Annotated in this window: 15 protein-coding genes and 1 pseudogene; 6 read left to right on the top strand and 10 right to left on the bottom strand. The window is 61.6% G+C overall.

Annotation, left to right across the window (positions count from 1 at the left end; genetic code table 11):
- Nucleotides 1–35: 35 nt before the first annotated feature.
- The 5 genes from AAC645_RS18465 to AAC645_RS18445 all read right to left on the bottom strand — a co-directional run bounded on the left by AAC645_RS18465 (nt 36) and on the right by AAC645_RS18445 (nt 6,258).
- On the bottom strand, nt 36–1,568 hold the full coding sequence (locus AAC645_RS18465) for a hypothetical protein (protein ID WP_340318051.1): 1,533 nt from the start codon (nt 1,566–1,568) through the stop codon (nt 36–38).
- Complete coding sequence (locus AAC645_RS18460) at nt 1,565–2,377, bottom strand: hypothetical protein (RefSeq protein ID WP_340318050.1); 813 nt, start codon at nt 2,375–2,377, stop codon at nt 1,565–1,567. The genes AAC645_RS18465 and AAC645_RS18460 overlap by 4 nt, the downstream gene beginning before the upstream one ends.
- A gap of 200 nt (nt 2,378–2,577) precedes the next feature.
- Complete coding sequence (locus AAC645_RS18455; RefSeq protein WP_340318049.1) at nt 2,578–4,041, bottom strand: ATP-binding protein; 1,464 nt, start codon at nt 4,039–4,041, stop codon at nt 2,578–2,580.
- On the bottom strand, nt 4,038–5,501 hold the full coding sequence (locus AAC645_RS18450) for a DUF6035 family protein (RefSeq protein ID WP_340318048.1): 1,464 nt from the start codon (nt 5,499–5,501) through the stop codon (nt 4,038–4,040). The genes AAC645_RS18455 and AAC645_RS18450 overlap by 4 nt, the downstream gene beginning before the upstream one ends.
- A complete protein-coding gene (locus tag AAC645_RS18445; RefSeq protein ID WP_340318047.1) occupies nt 5,488–6,258 on the bottom strand; it encodes a WYL domain-containing protein in 771 nt (256 codons plus the stop codon). The genes AAC645_RS18450 and AAC645_RS18445 overlap by 14 nt, the downstream gene beginning before the upstream one ends.
- Nucleotides 6,259–6,333: 75 nt before the next feature.
- On the opposite strand from AAC645_RS18445, the gene AAC645_RS18440 reads away from it, so the two are divergent.
- From AAC645_RS18440 to AAC645_RS18430, 3 genes are all read left to right on the top strand, one after another.
- Nucleotides 6,334–7,476 (top strand): exonuclease SbcCD subunit D, encoded by a 1,143-nt coding sequence (locus AAC645_RS18440; RefSeq protein ID WP_340318046.1) that lies wholly within the window; start codon nt 6,334–6,336, stop codon nt 7,474–7,476.
- Complete coding sequence (locus tag AAC645_RS18435; protein WP_340318045.1) at nt 7,473–10,547, top strand: SMC family ATPase; 3,075 nt, start codon at nt 7,473–7,475, stop codon at nt 10,545–10,547. The genes AAC645_RS18440 and AAC645_RS18435 overlap by 4 nt, the downstream gene beginning before the upstream one ends.
- Before the next feature lie 330 nt (nt 10,548–10,877).
- Complete coding sequence (locus AAC645_RS18430; RefSeq protein WP_340318044.1) at nt 10,878–13,133, top strand: AAA family ATPase; 2,256 nt, start codon at nt 10,878–10,880, stop codon at nt 13,131–13,133.
- A gap of 57 nt (nt 13,134–13,190) precedes the next feature.
- On the opposite strand, the gene AAC645_RS18425 is transcribed toward AAC645_RS18430, so the two are convergent.
- From AAC645_RS18425 to AAC645_RS18415, 3 genes are all read right to left on the bottom strand, one after another.
- Complete coding sequence (locus AAC645_RS18425) at nt 13,191–14,321, bottom strand: integrase (protein WP_340318065.1); 1,131 nt, start codon at nt 14,319–14,321, stop codon at nt 13,191–13,193.
- Between the two features lie 295 nt (nt 14,322–14,616).
- Complete coding sequence (locus tag AAC645_RS18420) at nt 14,617–14,829, bottom strand: hypothetical protein (RefSeq protein ID WP_340318043.1); 213 nt, start codon at nt 14,827–14,829, stop codon at nt 14,617–14,619.
- Between the two features lie 97 nt (nt 14,830–14,926).
- Nucleotides 14,927–15,151 (bottom strand): hypothetical protein, encoded by a 225-nt coding sequence (locus tag AAC645_RS18415; RefSeq protein WP_340318042.1) that lies wholly within the window; start codon nt 15,149–15,151, stop codon nt 14,927–14,929.
- Between the two features lie 1,042 nt (nt 15,152–16,193).
- Here AAC645_RS18415 and AAC645_RS18410 point away from each other — a divergent pair.
- Nucleotides 16,194–17,363: an acyl-CoA dehydrogenase family protein gene (locus AAC645_RS18410; protein ID WP_340318041.1), complete on the top strand. Its 1,170-nt coding sequence runs from the start codon at nt 16,194–16,196 to the stop codon at nt 17,361–17,363.
- 122 nt (nt 17,364–17,485) lie between these two features.
- Here the strand turns inward: AAC645_RS18410 and AAC645_RS18405 are convergent.
- Nucleotides 17,486–17,813 (bottom strand): annotated as a pseudogene (locus tag AAC645_RS18405) (IS481 family transposase); the annotation flags it as partial.
- 140 nt (nt 17,814–17,953) lie between these two features.
- Here AAC645_RS18405 and AAC645_RS18400 point away from each other — a divergent pair.
- Both AAC645_RS18400 and AAC645_RS18395 read left to right on the top strand, forming a co-directional pair.
- Nucleotides 17,954–18,778 carry a class I SAM-dependent methyltransferase gene (locus AAC645_RS18400; protein ID WP_340318040.1) on the top strand — a complete coding sequence of 275 codons (825 nt, stop codon included), beginning with the start codon at nt 17,954–17,956 and terminating at the stop codon, nt 18,776–18,778.
- A gap of 768 nt (nt 18,779–19,546) precedes the next feature.
- Complete coding sequence (locus AAC645_RS18395; protein ID WP_340318039.1) at nt 19,547–19,810, top strand: MDR/zinc-dependent alcohol dehydrogenase-like family protein; 264 nt, start codon at nt 19,547–19,549, stop codon at nt 19,808–19,810.
- On the opposite strand, the gene AAC645_RS18390 is transcribed toward AAC645_RS18395, so the two are convergent.
- The coding region (locus AAC645_RS18390; protein ID WP_340318038.1) for an amidohydrolase family protein at nt 19,805–20,382 on the bottom strand (578 nt) is incomplete at its 5' end. The genes AAC645_RS18395 and AAC645_RS18390 overlap by 6 nt on opposite strands.

Below are 20,382 nucleotides of genomic sequence, written 5' to 3'. Positions count from 1 at the left end.
AGATTGTTCAGACAAACCCGTCCGCTTGGCAACTTCTACCCCATCAAGCCTTCGGACGTATCCGTGATGTTGCTCGGATCGATCACGATGTTCAGGTCATGCGCGTTGGCTTGCTCCGCCGCATAGGCTTCCAGGTCAGGAACCGCTGCTCGAATATCGAGGAGCTCGAAGTGCGATGACACGAAACGCGACGATTTTGCGTCTGGACGGATCAGCCCAACTTTCACGGCGAAGGTGAAGGAAGCGCCACCGAAAGCGAGCGTGTTGAAGAAGAGCGCGTCCACGCCGGATTGCAGGCCGAGACCTTCGATCGCGTCAAATTCGAGCTTTGCGATGGGATGAGGGTTGCACAAGATGTCGAGGCCGCTCTGTTCCGACTTGGCCTCCCACACGGCGCTCAGCGCCACATCACCCCCCGGGCTCACTCCGGCGAGGGCGAGAGCCTCCTTCCAACTCTCGAAAAATCGCAGAAGCCGCGGCAGGTCCTCTGGGTCCGGACCGCGAAGATCCGCGGCCGGAATGCTCATCCGCGTACCTTTGAATTCGAGCTCGATCGATCCCTTGCCCGACGCGAGGTAATTGAGCGCGCGCAGCAGCAGGATCCACTCGTCGATGCTGTGGCGGTCTTCGTAGAAATGCCCAACCGTCTCGACCTCGAGGCGATCCTCTTTGAACACGGCGGTCAGCATGGGGTGCCGTATCACCATCAGCGGCGCGCCCTCGATGGGCGGCGGCGCGAAGGCTTCACACTCGAACAGGGCTGCCGGGTCTCGCGGCCCGCAGCGAATGATGATCTCGCAGGCACCGACCATCGGCAGCTGGATCGGGAATTCGTCGACGCCATCAAAGAGCGTCCCGGTATATGGCAGCAGAATATCGAAGCGCCGCTCATAGGCTTCTAGCTTCATCGGCTTGAGCGGCGCCAGGCCGGAAATCAGTTTCATAAAATGATCCCGACTCTCGATCCAGACGAGCGCGTTCGCCTCGATGCCGCCATCGTCGTTGAAACCGAGCGTCGCGAGCTGATTCCGCTTCTTGTCGCCATAGCCGGCGACGTCGACGGGACTTGTTGCTGCCAGCGCTTCCTTCAGGCCGGCAGGCGTCGACTTGAACGGGCGGCCTTTGCGGTAATCGAAGGTAATCTTGATCTGATTGGTGTCGGTTCGGCCGGACTTTTCGACGCTGCGCAGACGCTGGAGGACGCGCGCGAGCTGATCGTCGATCAAATCAATCACATATCCCATCAATGGTGTGCCGTCGGCGCGCATCCGAAAGACGACAATCGCTGCAGGCGCCGTGTCCTTTGCGAGGCGGTCGACGGACGACAAACGCGCAGCGACGGTGTTGCCGCTGCCGGCGGTCGACTTGACCTGGACCTGACAAACGCGTGGCAGGCGTTTGTCGAGCGTCGTTGCCGCGGTATCGTCCATTTGGAACTCGACCCGGAAATCCCAGCCGGTCCGGTCGCGCGTGCTGGGATTTGGAATTAACTGCGCTTGCGAACACAGGAGCTTGAACAGGTCTTCGCCAGCATCACCGAGCTGCTCCGGCGTCAATTTCGTCATCATGTCTTACCCCGATCGAAGCGGCGCATCAGAAGCGTCGTCGTCAACAGCACCGTGTGAAGGCGAAATGTGGAATCATCCTCGTCCGATAGGCCGGGGTGTGGTCCTTCTGGATGCAGCCGCTTGACCAGCCCATTGATGAAACCTTTGCCGTCATCGCCCCATTCATTGAGCGGAACGCTCAGGAAGCCCCAGCTGGCGAGCTTGGCGCGTCGCGGTTGACCCGTCGGTAGGCTTTTGACGGTCGGGTCAATCTGCTCGGCGATTCCGTCGAGCAGCGCGTCCAGGAAGGTGCGGATCTGGCCGTTCGCTCCCGCCCAGTTCGCGCGCGCATGCGCATCCATCGCCTGCTCCAGATGACCTTTCGCGGTCTCCAGACCGAATTTGGTCAACAGACGGACCAGCTCGGACTCCGCCGCCGGCAGGCCGAGGTCAGCAGGAAGGCTGCGGCGGAGCGTCCCGTCGCTCACCGTGAAGCCATCCATTTCAAGTGTGCGGAGGAACGTGGCTTCCGCTGGGGTCGGTTCCGCAGGTCGCGACCAGGGATGCGTCGGCTCCGTCGGCAAAAGCCCAGCTGCGCGTTGAACGATGATCGACACCAGCGACTCTCCGTCGATGGCGACGTCGGGACGCTGATCGATGAGGCGCTTGAGATCACTCATGCGGTTGCGCAGATTGGTTTCGGTGCGGACTTGCGAGTAGATCTGTGGCCCGACCTCGTCGAGAAAAGCCGTGAACATCGCGTGCGTCCACCTCGCCTCGAGAACGTCGAGGGCCGCGATCACGCAGCGACGCGAGTAATTGGCGGTCATGGCAGCCTATTCCCTTGTTTCTTCAGCGTCTGACAGCGCCGATAAGGCGGGACGCAGCATTAAGAGTGACGACTAGTTTCCGACCATGCCGATGAACGGACGGCCACGGATCGATGGAGGTATATTGCGCGGGGTGAAGAGCGGCCAGACCCTTATCTTGTTTGGATAACTTCGCTGCTCCTGCAGGGCAGCCTAGGCTCTCAGCGACCGAACAATCTACGCAGACTGAACTTCGGTTCTACGCCCGCAGGTGGGGCCGCATTCGTCGCCAGCGCCGCCGCAGCTGTCGCCCCGATCACCTCGGTGAGTGCGCTCTCGAAATCGCGGGTCACGTCGTCATAGCCAGACCGAGCATGGACTACCTCATGAAGCAGCGTGCCGGCGAAATCCGGCATGGAAGACAGCTGATCGCGTCGGATCACGATTGAATTGGTCGCGCCATCCCACAGGCCGAGAGCATCGCTCCCGGTCTCGAAATCGGCGCGCATGGTATTGCTGACTCGAACCGCGTGCACGCGGGCGGGGAGTCCGCCCACCAGATCGACGATCGCCTGCGCCTGGCCGAATACCGCCCGCTCGCCGGGTGCTAGTGCATTCGGCTCAACAAAATCGAATACGAAGCTATTATTCCATTCCGACTGATATTGGCCGAGGTCGCGGATCCGCGCGCCTGACAGATCGGTCATCCCCGACACTTCCTGCTGGATCGTATCCGGGATCGTGATGATGCGGATACCGTCACCACGGGCATGGTCGACGGCTGACGAATTACTCATCAACTGGTCTGCGGTCACGAACAGATATTCGCCGCTGACGCTGAGGATCCGTACCGCATGGATCGCGACCTCCTTCCACCGAACCTCGTCGCTCCCTTCCCCGGACTGCATCGCCTGGAGCTGGCGCGCCAGCTCTTCGGCGACGTCGCTTGCCGTGGCGTTGAGCAGCATCTGCTTGACGCGATCGGTATAGGCGGTGCGGCCGACATTGGTCCGTTCGCGATTGAGCGCCTTGCGCATCGGCTCGGTAAGCGCGGTGATATTGTAGGAGAAGGCGAAATTCTCCTCCTCGGCGACAAGCAGGCCGGCGACATAGATCCGGGCTACCACGCCGGGCTTACGGCGCAGGATGTCACCGATCTTGGTGGTCTCGAGCAGTTCTTCATCGGAGAAGCGGAGGAAAAAGCCTTTGGCCTTATCCATCTGCTCATCGCTCAACCCGCGCAGCACGATCATCGTGCCGGTCATCGTCGGATCCGAAGCCGGCTGAACCGCCGCGTGCAAGGTGACGACATCGGCGAAATCGCGCTTGGCGACCTGTGCGAGCGTAATCTCCCCGTGCGCCGAACGGATTTCGACCCGGACACCGTTGCGATGGAGCGTCGCCATCGCATCCTTCAGGCCGACACCGAACTTACCGATTACCTTGCCAGAATTCTGAAGCTTCTCGACATTCTCATTCTGCGTGAAGTGCTCGTACCGCAGCCCGCGACCATAATCGCGGATGACCCAACTGCCATCCTCCGCTTTGAATACCTCGATGTCATTGGTGTCACTGAGCTGCTGCTCATCGATTGCGTTGGCGACCAGCTCCCGAACCGCGTGGGCGCTTTCCCACGCTTCGAGGATCTTCTCGATGTTGAGATCGAACAGACGTGCTTCCGTCATTTGCCACCCTCCCCCGCCGCCGGCTTTCGGCAAAGACCCTCTGAAAGAAAGTCGAAAAGTCGCTGCTCGTCTTCCGCCAGCTGGAAGCGCGGATCGCGCCGCATCGCTTCACGATTGGCGGCAACCTTCCCCGCCCATTTTCTACTGGAGTCCTGCTCGGCGAGAAGGTGATGATGTCCGTAGGCGCGCAACAGAAAGCCGAAGCCCTTGAGCAATTCCGGGCGTTGATGGAACAGATGATGCGCCACCTCCACCAGCGTATCGTATCGGAAGCCTACGGGCTTTCCGGTTGTTGCCGTCTCGATAACCTTCACCATTCGGATGGGCACGCGCAGGTCGGTGGCAGGCCCCAGGAGATGTGCGCCATAGGCGACGAGATCATAATTCAGCTCGGCCCAGCGACGATGGTAGGCCACCGGGTCGCCGACATAATCCTCGCCCAATGCCCACTCGAATATTTCCGCCCGGAGATCGCCCTCGGCCGCTTCCGCGTCGGCGCGCCACTTGGCCTCTCTTTCAGCCTTCTGCTGCTCTCGCAGTCGGCCGAGTTCGGAAATGGCCGCGCTCTCGGCCGCTGCGAAATCGAACGCGCAGACGGTCTGGCGATCGACATCGATAAGCAGATCGCTCCACGCAACGAGGCGCTCGACCCAGTCGTCGACGATATGCTCGCCCTCGATCCGCGGCTGTCTGTGCCACACGCGCACGATCAGCTGGCTCGCCGCGATGGACGCCGCGACCGTCGCCTCGTCGACGACAATGATGTTCGAATTGTTGCCGAACAGGATGTCGTCGGTCGTCATTCGCCGGTAAGTCGGGTCGAAACTCGGCAGGACCCAAACGAGCGCTGCGCCGTCGTCGCGGTAGAAACGCTTCCGCCCGAGCACCACATCCAAGAAGGTCGTGCTGAGCTGCACCTCGAACGCGGTTCGAAGGTCGCCGCGCCGGGCCGACACGTCGGGACGCCGCAGCCCAATCAGCCCCTCGCTTGCGCGCCAGGTCGCCTCCACCCGCACATCGGAGAAACCGGGGTCTGCCGCGAGGCTGCGCACCAGCAGCTCTTTGGTGCGCAGATGTGCGTCGCTCTCCTGTGCGCCGCGATATTTCATGGCGCGCATCTCCGCCTCGGTCAGACCGCTATGGGTGACGGCCGGACAGGACCCGTCCTCCGAACGGTGCCGGAGGTAAAAATTCTTGCGCATGCTGCTCGCCAGAAACAGCGTGACGCCGCACATCGGGCAGACCAGACGCGGCCGCCCACGACTGGCCGCGTTCTTCAGGACGCCCCTCAGGCGAATGGCTGCGGCATAATCGAAAGAGCCGATCAGGCGCTTGGCGTCGAGCAGCCGTCCGGTGCGCAGGCTACGCGCTTCGATGATCGCGGGATCATCGACCGGGGTAGCCCGCTCGCGGGGATCGACGGTGACGTTGCCGCCCATCGCGCGGTCAATAACGCTCAAGCCGGGCGCCGGGACGATCCAGCCCCCAGCGCCGCTCGATGTAGAATTCGAGGGCTCGCCGCGTCTCGAAGCGGATATCGTCGCCCTCCAAGCCATATTCGAGCCGGACCGCCCGCTTCTGCTCCGCAGTCAGATCCGCTCTGGGCCGCAGGCGGACCTCGACAATCGACTCCCAGTCTTCGTCCGTCGGCAGCGTCGTGTCGATCGGGCGCATCCTGAAACTGCTGCCGTCCGACACCCGCACGGGGAGGAAGTCGCGCCACTCGTTGCGATCTGGGCTCCAGGCCCGGACATGCAATCGCTCGCCGTCGCTCGCGATATGCGCGGGCGCGATCCACTGGCGATCGCGGCGGCCGGATGACATCGACACATAGTCGATCTCGACGAAGCAGCGTCGTTCGATCGCCTGATTGAGCTCGCGCATCACCGGTGCCGGACATTGCCGGGTCGGTCCGGGAAGCCGCGCAAAATCCTGGTAAGCCTGTGCGTAAATCGCCTCAAGCGAAGGTGGCTCGGCCGTATCTTCAAGCCCGCGATGCGCCCGGTCCGCGACATAGGTTTTGCGAACAGGGTCATACGACGGTGCGGGCGCGCGCGCGCGCTCCATGTAGATTCGAAAGTCGACCGCCGCCTGCGCGTTAGATATGCCGAACCGCTCGATCAGATCGCGCCTGTTCGCCTGCCCCAGCCAGGTGAGGCATTGGTCCAGATAATGTAGCCTCGCACGCTGTGCGGGCTTGAGCTCGCCGTCGGTCATGATGCGACCTTAGTTGACTCTTCGGGTATAATCCATCTAGTTTCTACACGCATAGAAAATAGATGGAATCAGGGCATGCGGATTTTGCACACGAGCGACTGGCACCTCGGCCGCCAGTTCTTTCAGCTACCGCTCGACGAGGATCACGATGCGATTCTCGCGCAGATCGATTCTGCTATCCTCGAGTATTCCCCCGACGTGCTCATCATTGCCGGCGATATCTTCGATCGCGCCGGGCCGCCGCAAACCGCGCTCGCGCGCCTTCGCGACTTTCTGCTTCGGGCGACGGCTAACCCCGGACTCGCCATCGTCATCATTGCCGGCAATCACGATGCGGCCGCCCAGATCGGCATGCTCGGCGTCCTCGCGCCGATCGAAAAGGCGCTGATCCGTGGACCGCTCGACGCCGACGATCTGCCGATGATCCTCGAAGACGAGCATGGGTCGGTTGCGATCTCCGCCCTTCCCTTTTCCTATGAGTTCGCCGCGCGGGCCTGTTTTGATGAAGAGGATATCAATTGCCCGGCCGACGTCATCGCGGCGCAGGTCAACGCCGCACGTGACCGCGTCCCGGCCGGCGCTCGCTGGATCGTGGTCGCGCACAGCTTCGTCGAAGGCGCCGCCTCGACGGACAGCGAACGGTCGCTGTCACGCACCGTCGGCGGGATCGAGACAATCAGCGCGGAGATCTTCGACGGCGCCCACTATGTCGCGCTCGGCCATCTCCATAGGGCACAGTCGGTCGGGGCAGCGCATATCCGCTATTCCGGCTCACCGCTGGCCTTCGGCTTCGACGAGGAAGGTCAGGAAAAATCGCTGACGCTGATCGACATGGCAGCCGATGGCTCCATCGAGACAACGGCCATACCATTGAAGCCCCGACGGCAGGCCCGGACGATCCGGGGGACGCTCGAGGAGCTGGTCGCGGCGCCCATTGGCTCGGATGATTTCATCCGCGTGGTTCTCACCGATGAGACGCCGCAGATTGATCCGATGAAGCGCATCCGTGTGCTCTACCCCAATGCTGTCCAACTCAGTTACGAACGCGCCGAACGCACGCTCGAGGAGAAGCTAGGCGAAGGGCGCGCCGCCATCGACGATCCTGAGACGCTCGTCTCCGACTTCATAGAATTCGTTCGCGGGGAGGTACCGGGCGAGGTCGATACCCAGCTGGTCAACACGCTGATCCACGAAGCGCGTCAGGAGATCGAGGCGTGAAACCGCTCAAGCTCTTCATAACGGCCTTCGGGCCCTATGCCGCGACCGAGGTCGTCGACTTCCGACGGGCCGTGGACGCAGGCCTGTTCGGGATCTACGGGCCGACGGGATCGGGCAAATCCTCGATCTTCAGTGCGATGGCGTTCGCGCTCTTCGGCGAAGGCGCGAGACACGAGCAGCCGACGGCCAGCATGCGGTCGGGCCACGCCGCCGCGCAGACCCTCACAGAGGTGGCTTTCCTTTTCGAGCTCGGCGGCAAGCGTTACTTGGTGCGCCGGCAGCCCGAACAGAAGCGGCCGAGATTGCGCGGCGATGGCGAGACCGACCATGTCCATACCGCCTATCTATTCGATGTGACCGATATCGAGGTCGACGACGTCTCGATCGACAATTGCGGAACGGTGTTGGCCGAGAAGCGTGTCGGCGTGGTCAACGAACGCATTCGCGAATTGCTCGGCTACGACGTCGAGCAATTTCGCCAGATCGTCCTTCTGCCCCAGGGGCAGTTCGAGCGCTTCCTCGCGTCGGACAGCAAGGCGCGCCTCGACATCTTGCGCGGCCTGTTCGACGTCTCGCTCTACGAGCGGATGACCGAGCGCCTGAAGGAGCGTGCCACGGAAGCCCGCACGACCTACCAGCAGGGCATGTCGCTGCACGTTCAGCAACTGACCAACGCCGGGTTCGCCAGCACTGATGATCTGACCAGCGCGGTCGATGCAGCGGAAGGACAATGCGCCGAACTCGATGCCATCGCCGCAACGGCCGACGCGACCCGTGCCGCCGCCACCACGACGCTTAGCAATGGCGAGGCCCTGCAGAAATGTTTCGATGATGCCGGTGCTGCAGCGACAGCGCTCACGGCCCTTCAAGGGCGCCAAGCCTATATGGACGCCCTTCGCGAGCGCCATACGGCCGCCGGATGCGCGGCGCAGTTGGTCGATCGTGATGACGCCGTCACGCGCGCGGTCACAGCCTTGGCTGCGGCCAAGGAGGCGGAGACGATCGCCGTGCGACGCGTAACCGAAACCGTAGGGGTAGAGGCGACAGCGCAGCGGACGCTGGCAGATCTCAAAGCCAAGGTCGGTGAAATCGATGCCTTGAAGCAGCAGCATTCCGAACTCGATCGCTATGCCACGGTCCTCACCGATGCCGCCGATTTGAAGGCGCAGGCCGAGAAAGCCGAGGGGCTGCTCGCAAGCGCGCGGACCGCGGTCGCGACGGCCCGGCAACAGGCCGAACGTGCAACGCAGGCGCTCGTGGCCCACCGCGCGAATGTCGATCGGGCGCATGCCAACCAGAGTGAACGGCTGCGCCTCACCGGAGATCGCGACCGCGTTCAGCGGCAGGCGCGCCAAGCACGCGAGGTCGAGCGAGCTCGGACGGCCCTGGACACCGCCGAAGGGCTTCTGATGAAAGCGCAGACCACGGTGGCCGACGCAAGGTTGCACCGTAGCGGCCTTGAGAGCGCTGTCCGTGATCGGCAGCGGGAATTCATCGCCGGCCAGGCGAGGTTGCTCGCCGAAAGCCTTGAGAGCGGCAGTCCCTGCCCTGTCTGTGGCAGTGCGGAGCATCCCCAGCCGGCGCATGGTGGCGAGCCCGCCGCCGGATTGGAGGCCGCGTGGCGTCAGGCGCAGGCCGCATTCGATAGCGCCGCAATAGACGCACAGACGGCGGAATCGGAGTTCAGCGCTGCGCGCAGCGTTCGGGACGAACGAAAGACTGCCCTGGAGGCGCTCGACGCGCCCGAAGGTAGTGCGGCGGATCTCGAGGGCGAGGTGCTGCGGTTGGGCAAGGCGATCGAGGCGCTGGGCGCGATCGTCGATGTTGCGTCCCTCGTCGGCCAGACCGGGGCGCTTGAGCGCAATGTGACCACGTCGGACGTCGAACGCACGACACAGGCAGACGCTGAGCAGTCGGCGGGGACAGCGGCCGCGCTCGCACGGCAGTCATACAATGACCATATCGCCGCAGTTCCTGACTGGCTTCGCGACGCCGCCGCGATCACGCTTCGGCGACGCACCGTCAGCACGCAGATCGACCAGCGCCAGCAGGAAATCCAGACGGCGCAGGACGCCTGCACGCAGAGCAGCGCGGACCGCGCCGGCGCCGAAAGCGACCGAACGGGTGCGGCAAAGCGCATCACCGAATGCGACCAGGACCTTGCCAATGCGCGTACTGCTTACGCAACGCGGCGAGACGAGCTCGGCCTGACCGATGAGCAGTATCGGGTAGCGAAAGCCGATATTGCGAACATCGCGACCATGCTCGAACAACTCGACACGTTCCGCGAAAACCTGACGCGCGCGCAGAGCCGGGTCGAAGATACGAGCGCGGCGATCGCGGAGCGTGCGCGGCCAAATCTCGAGCTCCTCCGCGCCGACCGGGACGCCGCGCAGGCAGCCGCCGCGACCGCCACCCGCGCTGCCGCCGACGCGCGTGCGGGTTGCAACCAGCTGACCCAGTTGCTCGAAAGCCTGCGCGAGCAGTTGGATCGCTTGGCACTATTGAACGAACAATCCGGCCCTCTGCGCGCGCTTGCCGACGCGTTCGAAGGCCGAAATGCGATGAACATCACTCTGGAGACATATGCTGTCGGCGCGATGTTCGATCAGGTGCTCGAAGCCGCCAACCTTCGCTTCGGTCCGATGAGCCAGGGCCGATATCGCCTGGAGCGCGACGTTCAAACGGTAGGCGGTCGCAGGAAGCGTGGTCTCGATATCCGCGTACATGATATCCAGACCGGGCGCGCGCGCGAGGTCACGACCCTGTCGGGCGGCGAGACTTTCATCGCCGCTTTGGCTCTAGCGCTTGGACTTTCCGACATCGTGGAGATGACCCACGGTGCCATCCGCCTTGATACGATCTTCATCGACGAAGGTTTCGGAAGTCTCGACAGCGACAGCGACGGCGGGACGCTGGATCAGGTGCTGCAGGTTCTGCAAGACATCGTTGGCCAGCGTAGAGCGGTCGGCCTGATCTCCCACGTTCCGCTCGTGCAACAGGCGGTGCCGAATGGATTTTCGGTTATCAAGACGCCCAGCGGAAGCAGGATCGAGGAGCGGATCGTCTAAGACCGAGCGGGCTGCTACGCCGTACCTTGCGCTACCAGCTAAACCATCAACCGATTGCGGCTCGCCGGCGGAGTGTAGCTAAAAGCGTAGGACGGATACATGCGATGGCAGACCACTTGGATCTTTCCTAGCTTTGCTTGCCCCACCTTCCAGAATACCGTGCAGTTGGGCGTCCGGCTGGTATACAGACCGAGTCGCGTGGGGGGAACGATTGCAGATTTCCGAGATTTTCGCGGGTGGCTTCCGCTGCTTCGCGCCGTCACAGCCGCTTCGCCTTGCGCCATTTCCTGAGCTCAACATCCTGATCGGCCTGAACGACGCTGGTGCATCATGCTGACCGCGATCAAGCGCATCCAGGGGCTGGGTGTCTTCGGCGACTTCACACCGACGGCCGAGCTGCCCGAATTTGGCCGCTACAACATTGTCTATGGCGAGAACGGCTCGGGAAAGACGACGCTTTCTCGGTTGTTCGGCTGCCTGGAAGCCGGCGAGCATGCCGAATATGCCGACCTGCAGTTCTCGATCGACAGCCAGTCCGGCGTGCTTGCGAAGGGGCAGCGCTACGCGCGCAAGGTCCGCGTATTCAACTCGGATTATGTCGAGGCGAATATCGGCCAGTTCCACGCTCCGCTGCGTCACATCCTCATAATCGGCGAAGAAAACAAGGCGCTGGCGGACGACGTCGTCGCCGAGAAAAAACTGCATGGCGAGCGGAGCGCTGCGATCGATGTCGCACAGAAAGCGATAACCAAGCTCGATAGCGACAAGGGGAAGGTCTTTTCTGCGATTGCCAAGACCATTGGCGAGGCGACGAGCGGCAGCACCTTGCGCAGCTATCGCAAACCCGACGCCGAGGCCGCCTTCGCCAAAGAGCGCGATCTGGCTCCGCTGAGCGATGCCCTGCTCGAAGCGCATCGCGCGACGGTCCATCAGGAGCAGCTCGATGCGATCACGTCCCCGACGCTTCCCAGCTACGGCGGCGGGCCGCTCCTTCCGGCAGGCCCATTCGTCGACATCGCTTCAGCTCTGCCCGGATTGGTCTCAGCCCTACTCGCCCGCACCGCCCAAGCGGGCGTGCTGCGCCGCCTGGTCGAGGAACCCGCGATCGCGGTTTGGGTCGAACAGGGCGTCGCCCTCCACCGGGACCACGGCTCTGCACACTGCGAATTCTGCGATCAGGCACTGCCGCCGGCCCGGATGGCCGCGCTTGCTGAGCATTTCGGTGTCGAGGATCAGCGGCTGAAATCCGATATCCTGGCGGCGCTGGACGTCGTGCACGCGCTACGGGATTCGCTCGGGATGCTTGAGATTCCTCCCAGAACGGCACTCTATGCTGAGCTCCGCGAAGACCATGAGGCCGCGTGCCAAGTCATCACGCGGCATCGTGACGAGGTCGTTGGCCAACTGGACGCTGTCGCGGCGCTTCTCGAGGACAAGCTGCTCAGTCGGTCCACGGCGAGCTCGACAACGATCCTGATCGACCCGTCTTTATTGGTAGCGGCAATCGCCACGCTCGCAGCGCTCGTCGAGCGTCACAATCGCAAGTCGGCAGAGTTCGATGCCGCGAAAGCCGACGCCCGCGCGCAGATCCAGCGTCATTATCTGTCGACGATCGATGCCCAAGTGGGTGATCTGGATCAGCAGATCGAATCCCAAAAGGCGATCGTCTCGAAGCTGACCGATGGTGCTCCCGACCTGCCGGACCCGCGCAGCCTTGCGGTGATCAAGGTCTCCTACGAAACCAAACAGGCGCAGGTCTCGAGCGAGCATGCCGGCGGCGCTCAGATGACCGAGCGACTCCGCGATTTTCTGGGACGCACCGATCTACGCTTCGAATCCAGCAACGAGGGATATCGCTTGCTGCGGCGGGGTAAGGCTGCCAAGCGCCTGTCCGAGGGCGAGAAGACCGCGATCGCCTTTCTCTATTTCATCGTGCAGCTCGGCGATCAGGATTTCGATCTCGCCGAGGGTATCGTCGTGATCGACGATCCGATCTCCAGCATGGATGCTGCGTCAATCTACCAAGCCTTCGCTTTTCTCAAGAATGCGGTGAAGGATGCTAAGCAGATCTTCCTGCTGACGCACAATTTCGACTTTCTGAAACTCTTGCTCAACTGGCTGAAAAGCGTTCCCAGATCGGTAGGCACGAAATCCTATTACATGATTGTCTGCAGCGAGACGGAGACCAGCCGCGATGCCTGCCTGCGGCCGCTCGACAAACTGCTGCTCGATCATCCGAGCGAATATAATTTCCTTTTCAAGCTGCTGCACAGCTTCAAGTCCGACGGGACCATTCTCGCCGCCTACCATATTCCGAATGTAGCGCGGAAGGTGCTGGAGACCTTCCTCGAATTCCACAGGCCATTCGAGAACAGCGTCTACGCCAAGCTGGAAAGCACTACATTCGATCCGCACAAGAAGACCGCAATTTACAAATTCTCTAACGATCTCTCCCACCCGACCGGCAAGGGCTTCGATCCGGCCTTGGTTGCCGAGACTCAGAAAAACGTGACCTTTCTGCTTGAGATGATCAAAACCTTGGAGCCACTTCATTATGAGGGACTCGAGAAGCTCGCCATCGCCTAATTGCCGACGTTATCGCCGATCGATGTCGTGTGATCGCGCGAGGATGTCGGCTCCACGCTAACCAATCTTAGCCATGAGGCGTCCGGCGGCGCCTTGCTCAGCTGCCAAGTTTCGATTGTAAGCCATCGGCATACGCGGGCTCTTCCAGCGCAGCGCGTCCATGATACCGGCGAGATCCTCGCCGATGGCGAACAGGTCCTGGTTGAGACCGACCCGCGTCGAATGCGCGCTGATCCCTTTGAGCAGCCGAGCCAGGTCATCGGTCGTCAAATCGGCCAGCGCGCCGCGGTCGAACGCCCGCTGGATCATTGCCCGATAGATCGGCCCGACCGACGCGGGGTGGAGGCCACCCTCGCCCACATCATACTCAACCCGCGCCGGCACCGCAGGCTTAGAAAGCGTCTTACGGAGATCCCATGCCTCCCGGCTTGAGATGCTGTCGATCGACCGGCCCCGCACCGCCGCCTTGGCCTTGTAGCGCCGCACGTTCACACGGCGAAACACCCGCCCAGCCTCGATGCCGGCCGCCTCAAGCCAGGCCGCGACCGCCCGAACAGTGCGTGGACTGAGATAGGCGGTCGCGCCCTCCCCGTCCGGATCGCCCTTGCTGCGCGGGATGCTGAGCAGCCGGGCGTCAGGATCAATTGCCTCGATAATATGCTCGACCTCGATCGCGACCAGTTCGGAGGCGCGCAGGCCGGTGTCATAGCCGGCCGACAGCAGCGCGCGATCGCGCAGCCCCGGAAGATCGTCCGCGCAACTCTCCAGCAGCGCCCGCACGTTGAGCCCACGGGGTTCGTCGCGCTCGACGTTGCGGACTGGCCCTTTGAACCGCAGCGGCCGCGCCTGCTTCTGTGCGGTGCCGAGACGACGACGGATTGCTTGCAGGCGCAGCTTCACCAGTGAGGCCGGCGTCGGATCCTTGAGATCGAGCAGCAGGTGGATTTTCGCGATCGAGGCCTTGTAGCGGCCGAGCGACGCCGGCTTGCTCCCGTGCCCCGCGCGGGCGTCGAGGTAATCGGCCACGGTCTCCGGGGTTGCCGGCAGCGCGATCCGGTTGTGGCGCCGGCACCAGAGGTCGAACGCTTCGAGATCCGACTTGAGCGCGCGGATGCTGTGCGGCGACGACGCGGCCTGGTAGGCGGCGATCAGGCCTTCGTTGACGACGATGCGGTCGCCCGCGCGCATCGTCACGACCGCCCAGGAGAGATCGTCGGCCGACGCAGCCGGCGGGCGCGCGCTGTTTTTCCCTGCTGCCAGGGAGGTTTTGTCGGGCAGCGCATCGGAATCCATCGGGTGCGAGCTTACCCTACCTTACAGTAGGACGTCAAATATGGATATGTGATAACTGCAATTATCAAATTCGGTCCAGCCGTGTATCACATCGATGAATACGGCCGCGTGGACGATTTCAAGATGCCAAAAGTGATGAAGGCCACAACCCGCCTGAGCCAACTTCAAATCAACTGGCATTATGTCGCTATCAGCCCCATTTGCGGTCTGCCCTGTGGGCAAGAGCTTCGATCTCATCGGGCGCATATGTGCTGCCGTCCGGCATCCGAATGTGCATCGCATGCAGCGGTCCCTCATGACCTTGCTTTGCTGCAATGACCAAAATCCACAGAGGATCATTCCGGACATCATAGCCGGCAGCGGTGTTACTCAGGGTACCGATCTGATCCCAATCTATGGCCACGACATACCCCATTGATTCGGTGTTGGACGCCGGCGCTCTCAATCGGTCCAAGGAAGTCGTCCACGCCAACGCAAGTGCATATGAGGGGATATCCCCCTCAAGCGCCCCGCATCCCCTGGAGCTTTCGAGCAAGTTCAATACCGAGATCATCGAAAGGCGACAAAGTATGGCCAGAGAAGTTCTCGGTCGAAGGCGTGCGGCTCGCGGGCGCCGCCAGCGCCTCCGCTGCATTCATCAGTTCGTCCTCAGACACGCTTCCGTTCCGCAGAAGCGCAATGATCAGGGCTCGGACGAGGGTATCTGCCTCGGTGACCTTACTCACGATGATCTCCTCCAATCTGCTTAAGACTGTCGAACCCACCCGCAGTTCGGTCAGGCTGACACATCAAGGTCGATGTGCCCAATTCATTTGGCCATGCCGACAATAGATTAGAAGGCACTCTTGGACCTCCGACTGCGTATGCCGCGTAACGCTCGCAGCATACGCCACCGAGCAGTGGGCCCTCCTCTCTCTCGACGAACTTGGTGTCCCACATGGCGATCACGCTAGGGACGTTTCATGAGCGTGACAATTCGAAATTGTGCAACTGCGAAGGCACGAGTTGCGGAGGCGCATTTAACAGAGGTGGAGCAAACGCAATAAGATAGCTTCATTTCGTGCTATCCTCCATGCTACTGCCCCGATATCCTGGGCCATAGTTACCACATTCTTCGTTCTGCGCAGCAGGCAACATCGGGTATTTGTGGGCTTCTCATCCATAATGGATGTGATTATCCTCAGCTAGGTAACGATCATCGAAGCTGCGCTTTGCGCTACTGACTGTCCCATCAATTGTTAACGAGCCGCTGTCGCCAGGCAGGATCGATGCCTTTCTTCGCTGTGACACGAAAAGAAGAGTGGCGGCGCGACGCGATCAGCGACCGGACAGATGTCCGGCGCGGCAATCTGGATTAGGCTGACCGTCGCAGCGTGGAGGCGCCCTCCCCGATGATCGGCGGCCCAAGCGATCTATCTCTTATACCTCAGCTGCCCTGAACCGGGAACTTTCGTCTTCGCTACTGACCTTCAACCCCGCATCGCCCGCCTGCTGCATATTCGCCACTATTACACGCCGCCAACTGAAGTAATTTTTTCCCAGATTCTATTCAACACATAGCAAACGGACAACTGCAACACATTAGATCAAACACCAACTCGTCCACTTCTGACATTGATTTCGATTCACAAGGACGCTAAGAGCCGCTCCCGCGATTACGCCAGGAACTCGGAGAGGGCCGCATACTTACTCATTGCGGCGGTGAACTGTTCCATGACGTGGGGAGTGGGAGGAGTTGACATGCCAAGGAATGAAGAAGAAGTACCAATGAACATGGAACAGGCTGCGGAAGACCTTCTTGCCAGGTTGAAGCCGCTGCTCCCCCTCATAAGTGAGCGTCGCGCAGCAGCGGATCTGGCTCGCGACACGCCGGCTGAAACGGTCCGAGCCCTTGCCGCCGCCGACTTGTTCCGCCTGTTTCAGGCGGCCCGCTGGGGCGGATTCGAAGCCGACCCGCGCGTCTTCTTCGCGCTGCAAAACGTGATAGCGGAGGTCTGCCCCTCTACCGCCTGGGTTTATGGCGTCCTTTGCATCCAATCCTTTCTCGTCAGCCTGTTCGATCCACAGGCGCAGGCCGATGTCTGGGGCGCGGACCCACGTGCGCTCATCGGCTCCGCCGCAACGCCGGGCGGGACCGCCATAGCGATCGAGGGGGGATTCCAGATCAGCGGACGGTGGAGCTTCTCAAGCGGCATCTCGCAAGCCGAATGGGCACTGCTCGGCGCCCGCTTGCCGGATGCCCCCGTCGCGGGGCCACCGACCGTAACGGTCTTTCTCGTCCCGCGTGGGGATTATGAGATAGTCGACGTCTGGCACTCGTTCGGCCTGCGGGCGACCGGCAGCAATGACATCATCGCCACGGACATTTTCGTCCCCTCCCACCGTATGCTGAAGCTGGACGTGGGAATACAAAATGTTCTTCGCGACCAGCGGCCAGGACCTGCGCTCTATCGGCTGCCGTGGCTGTATCTTTTTTCCTCCGCGATTTCCAATCTGGGGATCGGCGCTGCTCGTGCCGCCCTGAACGGCTTTCTCGGCATTACGCGGAGCCGGGTGTCCCTTCTGACGGGCAAGGTCGCAAAGGACGATCCAGCCGTTCAGCAAGCGGCGGGGCGTCTTGCCGGCGAGATAGACCTGGTCGCGGCGATGTATGATCGGCATGTGCAGAAGCTGCTCGACTGCGACGCCGCAGGCCACCAGCTTTCAATGACCGATGCGGTTCTGCTACGGACGCAGCTGACCGGCGCTTTGCGGAAGCTGACTTCTCTGGTCGATGATCTGATGATGCTGCAGGGCGCGCGCGCTACCGACCTCAACTCCCCCGTGACCCGGGCATGGCTCGACCTCGGCGCGGCGCGCGCTCACCTTGGAAACGATCCGGCCATGGCCACGACGATGCTGGGCGCCATGCTGATCGGTCAGCGGGATCCAGGCTGAGCCGTGCATCCAGATATCCTTTTTCTGCGGTTGATGCCGCGCGATCAGGATTGTCGTTCCGCATCGAAGATAGTCATTCTCGAGGTGCACTGAGCCAAGCGGATCATAGCACATGTCCGTAACGATCGCGACAGATGCGGGATCGTGGCCTGGAGGCGTAGAGGCAGTCGTCCAACGGCCGCAGCGCGTGCCGCCGGAAGGCGACCACCACCGGCTCGTGCTCAACCGAGAGCGAGGTTTATCTTGGGTCCTTCGGACCGGTGAGCAGACCGGCTGTGGAGCGGCGCTGCTTCCGCTTGGCTATCGTCTTCGGGTTGACGCCGTGACGCCTCGCCAGAGCACTCAGGCTCTCTTGGCTAGCTGTATCGCTCGACGGACTGCCTCAGTCCTCGTGGCACTCCCATGAAGTACCTCGCCCTTAGCGCTTCCTTCCAGCTGACGCTGAAGCATGCACCCATCAAATCCAGGAATCAAACGTCTTGCACCAACCTTTGAATTTGGTAATTCGCACCGAATTGGACCAGATTATCTACGCTTTAGTTGAAAAAATTGCATAAGAACTACCTCTCAGGCCCCGCTGGAGGTGAATTGTGGAAATAATCGACTGCCCGCTTTGTGGCGACGATCGCAATGCGCCATGGGGATCGGAAAATGGCTACCGAGCGGTAAAATGCTCCGCCTGCGCCCTGGTATTTGTCAATCCTCGACCATCTGAAGAGACCCTTACCGAAGCAACTCGCCTCGGTGCTCATAAGACTGACGGCGGCAACCTCAAAGTCACGTACCGGCCGAACTGGCGCAAGACTAAACGGTATCATGCTGACATCCGGCGCGCATTTTCGCGTGAGATCGACGAAGCCCGGCCTTTGAAGTGGCTGGATATTGGAGCCGGTTACGGCGAATTCGTCAGCGCGCTGGGGGACATATTGCCGCGCGGTAGTACGGTCAAGGGCGTGGAACCGATGGAGCATAAAACTGCCGCCGCCAAGTCCATGGGGCTGGACGTGTCGACGACGCGGCTGAGCGATATCAACGAAAAATTTGACGTCATCTCCTTGATGAACGTTTTCTCGCACATCCCCGATTTCCGATCCTTCCTGGATGAGGTGGATGGCCTGCTCAACCCAGGCGGCACGATATTCTTGCAGACCGGTAACGGTGGCGAGTTGGCTGACCGCTCGGATTATCCAGATCTGCTACTGCTACCGGATCATCTGGTTTTCGCGGGAGTAGACCATATCAAGCGGTTCCTAGGGGAAAAAAGCCTCGTCGTGAATTGGATTGCCGAAGACCCCCTCGACACGGTGTGGTGGTCGGTCAAATCGGTGATCAAGACAATCCTGCGGCGCAAATGGCAGGTGACATTGCCCTATCGGTCTCGCTTCCGGGATGTCCGGATGCGGGCGAGCCGTTGATGGGGACGGAGACGCTCTGATCCATATGAGTCGCCCTGTGGGCGATCCCTCCAGTCCTCAAGGCAGCGGCTATAAGCCTCTGCGGGCATGTGGCGCGGCAACGAAGATTCCTTCCTGACCAGCAAGCGATGCAGGCTGATCACACCACTGGACGCGAAGGCCATGCAGATAATCCTTGACCCTGAGGACTGCGACGCGCGGATCGGCGGCAACTACCCGCCGCCTGCTAGCTGGCTTAGCCCTTCGATGGCAAACGCTGGAGGTCGAGACGGTCTGGCCGGTGCCGAACCGAAAGAACACGCCACCAGCTAATGAGATTCGCCTTAGCTAGCAGACCGTATGTATCGCACTGCTTTAGCGCAAGATGGCCCACAAGATGCCCGCCCAAGGTAATACCGCAGCACAAAACACAAAGCAGACGCGAACGCCGATCGGCAGTTTTTTAGTCAGACGACGACGACGGTAAGCGATCACTCTTCGCTGACGCGGGGCCTCAGGATTCCCTACTAACAACGTCAACGCTATGCTTTTTTTCTGCTGTATCATACTGCCCCCTCTCGCCGGGTGAGCATAGAGAATGAACAGTTCGGCGCATATATGCTGATAAGGAGTTATCCTTATTCGTCACGCGGGAATTCGGATTAATCTTAACCAAACTCCTCCTAGCATATTTAATCTGTGGATAAATCTTGAGCGGCGTTATCGTCGGCAAGCGCAGTTGGTACAGCCGAGAACGCACACCAGCATTCGGAGCTGGCGAGGTGAGCGATGAAACCTGCGCGGAGTTGGAATCATGTCTTCGGCTACTCATGGAATCTGAACGGATGGCTGCTCTTCCCATTCCTAGAAAGGGCCGGGCCGGACACGGCGACGCGGTTGCGCCAGCGCGTGGTCGACGAATTGCGGACAACCTTCGCGAGCCATTATAGCGAGGTGATCGGCCTAGCCGAAGCGCTGGATCCGGGCATCGCCACCGCCTATCAGCGCAAGCGCACGGGCAGCAAATATCTTATCGACCCGACGCGCTCATGAACTCCCAGCCCCATCGATCAGCTTGCCAGGCCGCGCGCCGCTATCCTCGCCGGCTTGGGTCACGATCTCCCCGGCGACCATCGTGGCGACATAGCCCGACGCCTTCTGCATCAGCCGCGGCGCTCCGGTCGGCAGATCATGAACGATGTGGAGGCGACCCGGCCTGAGGTTGTCGAAGTCGATGATGTTGATGTCCGCGCGCAGGCCGGGGGCGAGGCGGCCGCGGTCATTGAGGCCATAGAGACGTGCGGCGTCATGGGTCTGCTTGCGCACGATATGCTCAAGTGGCAAGCGCGGTCCGCGGACGCGGTCTCGCACCCAGTAGGACAGCATGAATGTCGGAGCGCCCGCATCGCAGATCGTCGCGACATGGGCACCGCCATCGCCGCCGCCGGGCACGGTCAGCGGACTCCTCAGCATCTCGTAGGTCGGATCGAGGTTGCCGCCCGCATAGCCCATCACCGGGCGATGCAGGAACCCGGTTCCGTCGCCTGCGAGCATGACCTCAAGGGCGATCTCGCGCGGCGGCCGGCCTTCGCGCTTGGCGATGGCGAGGATGCTGTTCGTCTTGT

It is taken from the genome of Rhizorhabdus argentea (assembly GCF_037861105.1).
GTDB lineage: Bacteria > Pseudomonadota > Alphaproteobacteria > Sphingomonadales > Sphingomonadaceae > Rhizorhabdus > Rhizorhabdus argentea.
This window is presented reverse-complemented; position numbering and strand designations above follow the sequence as displayed.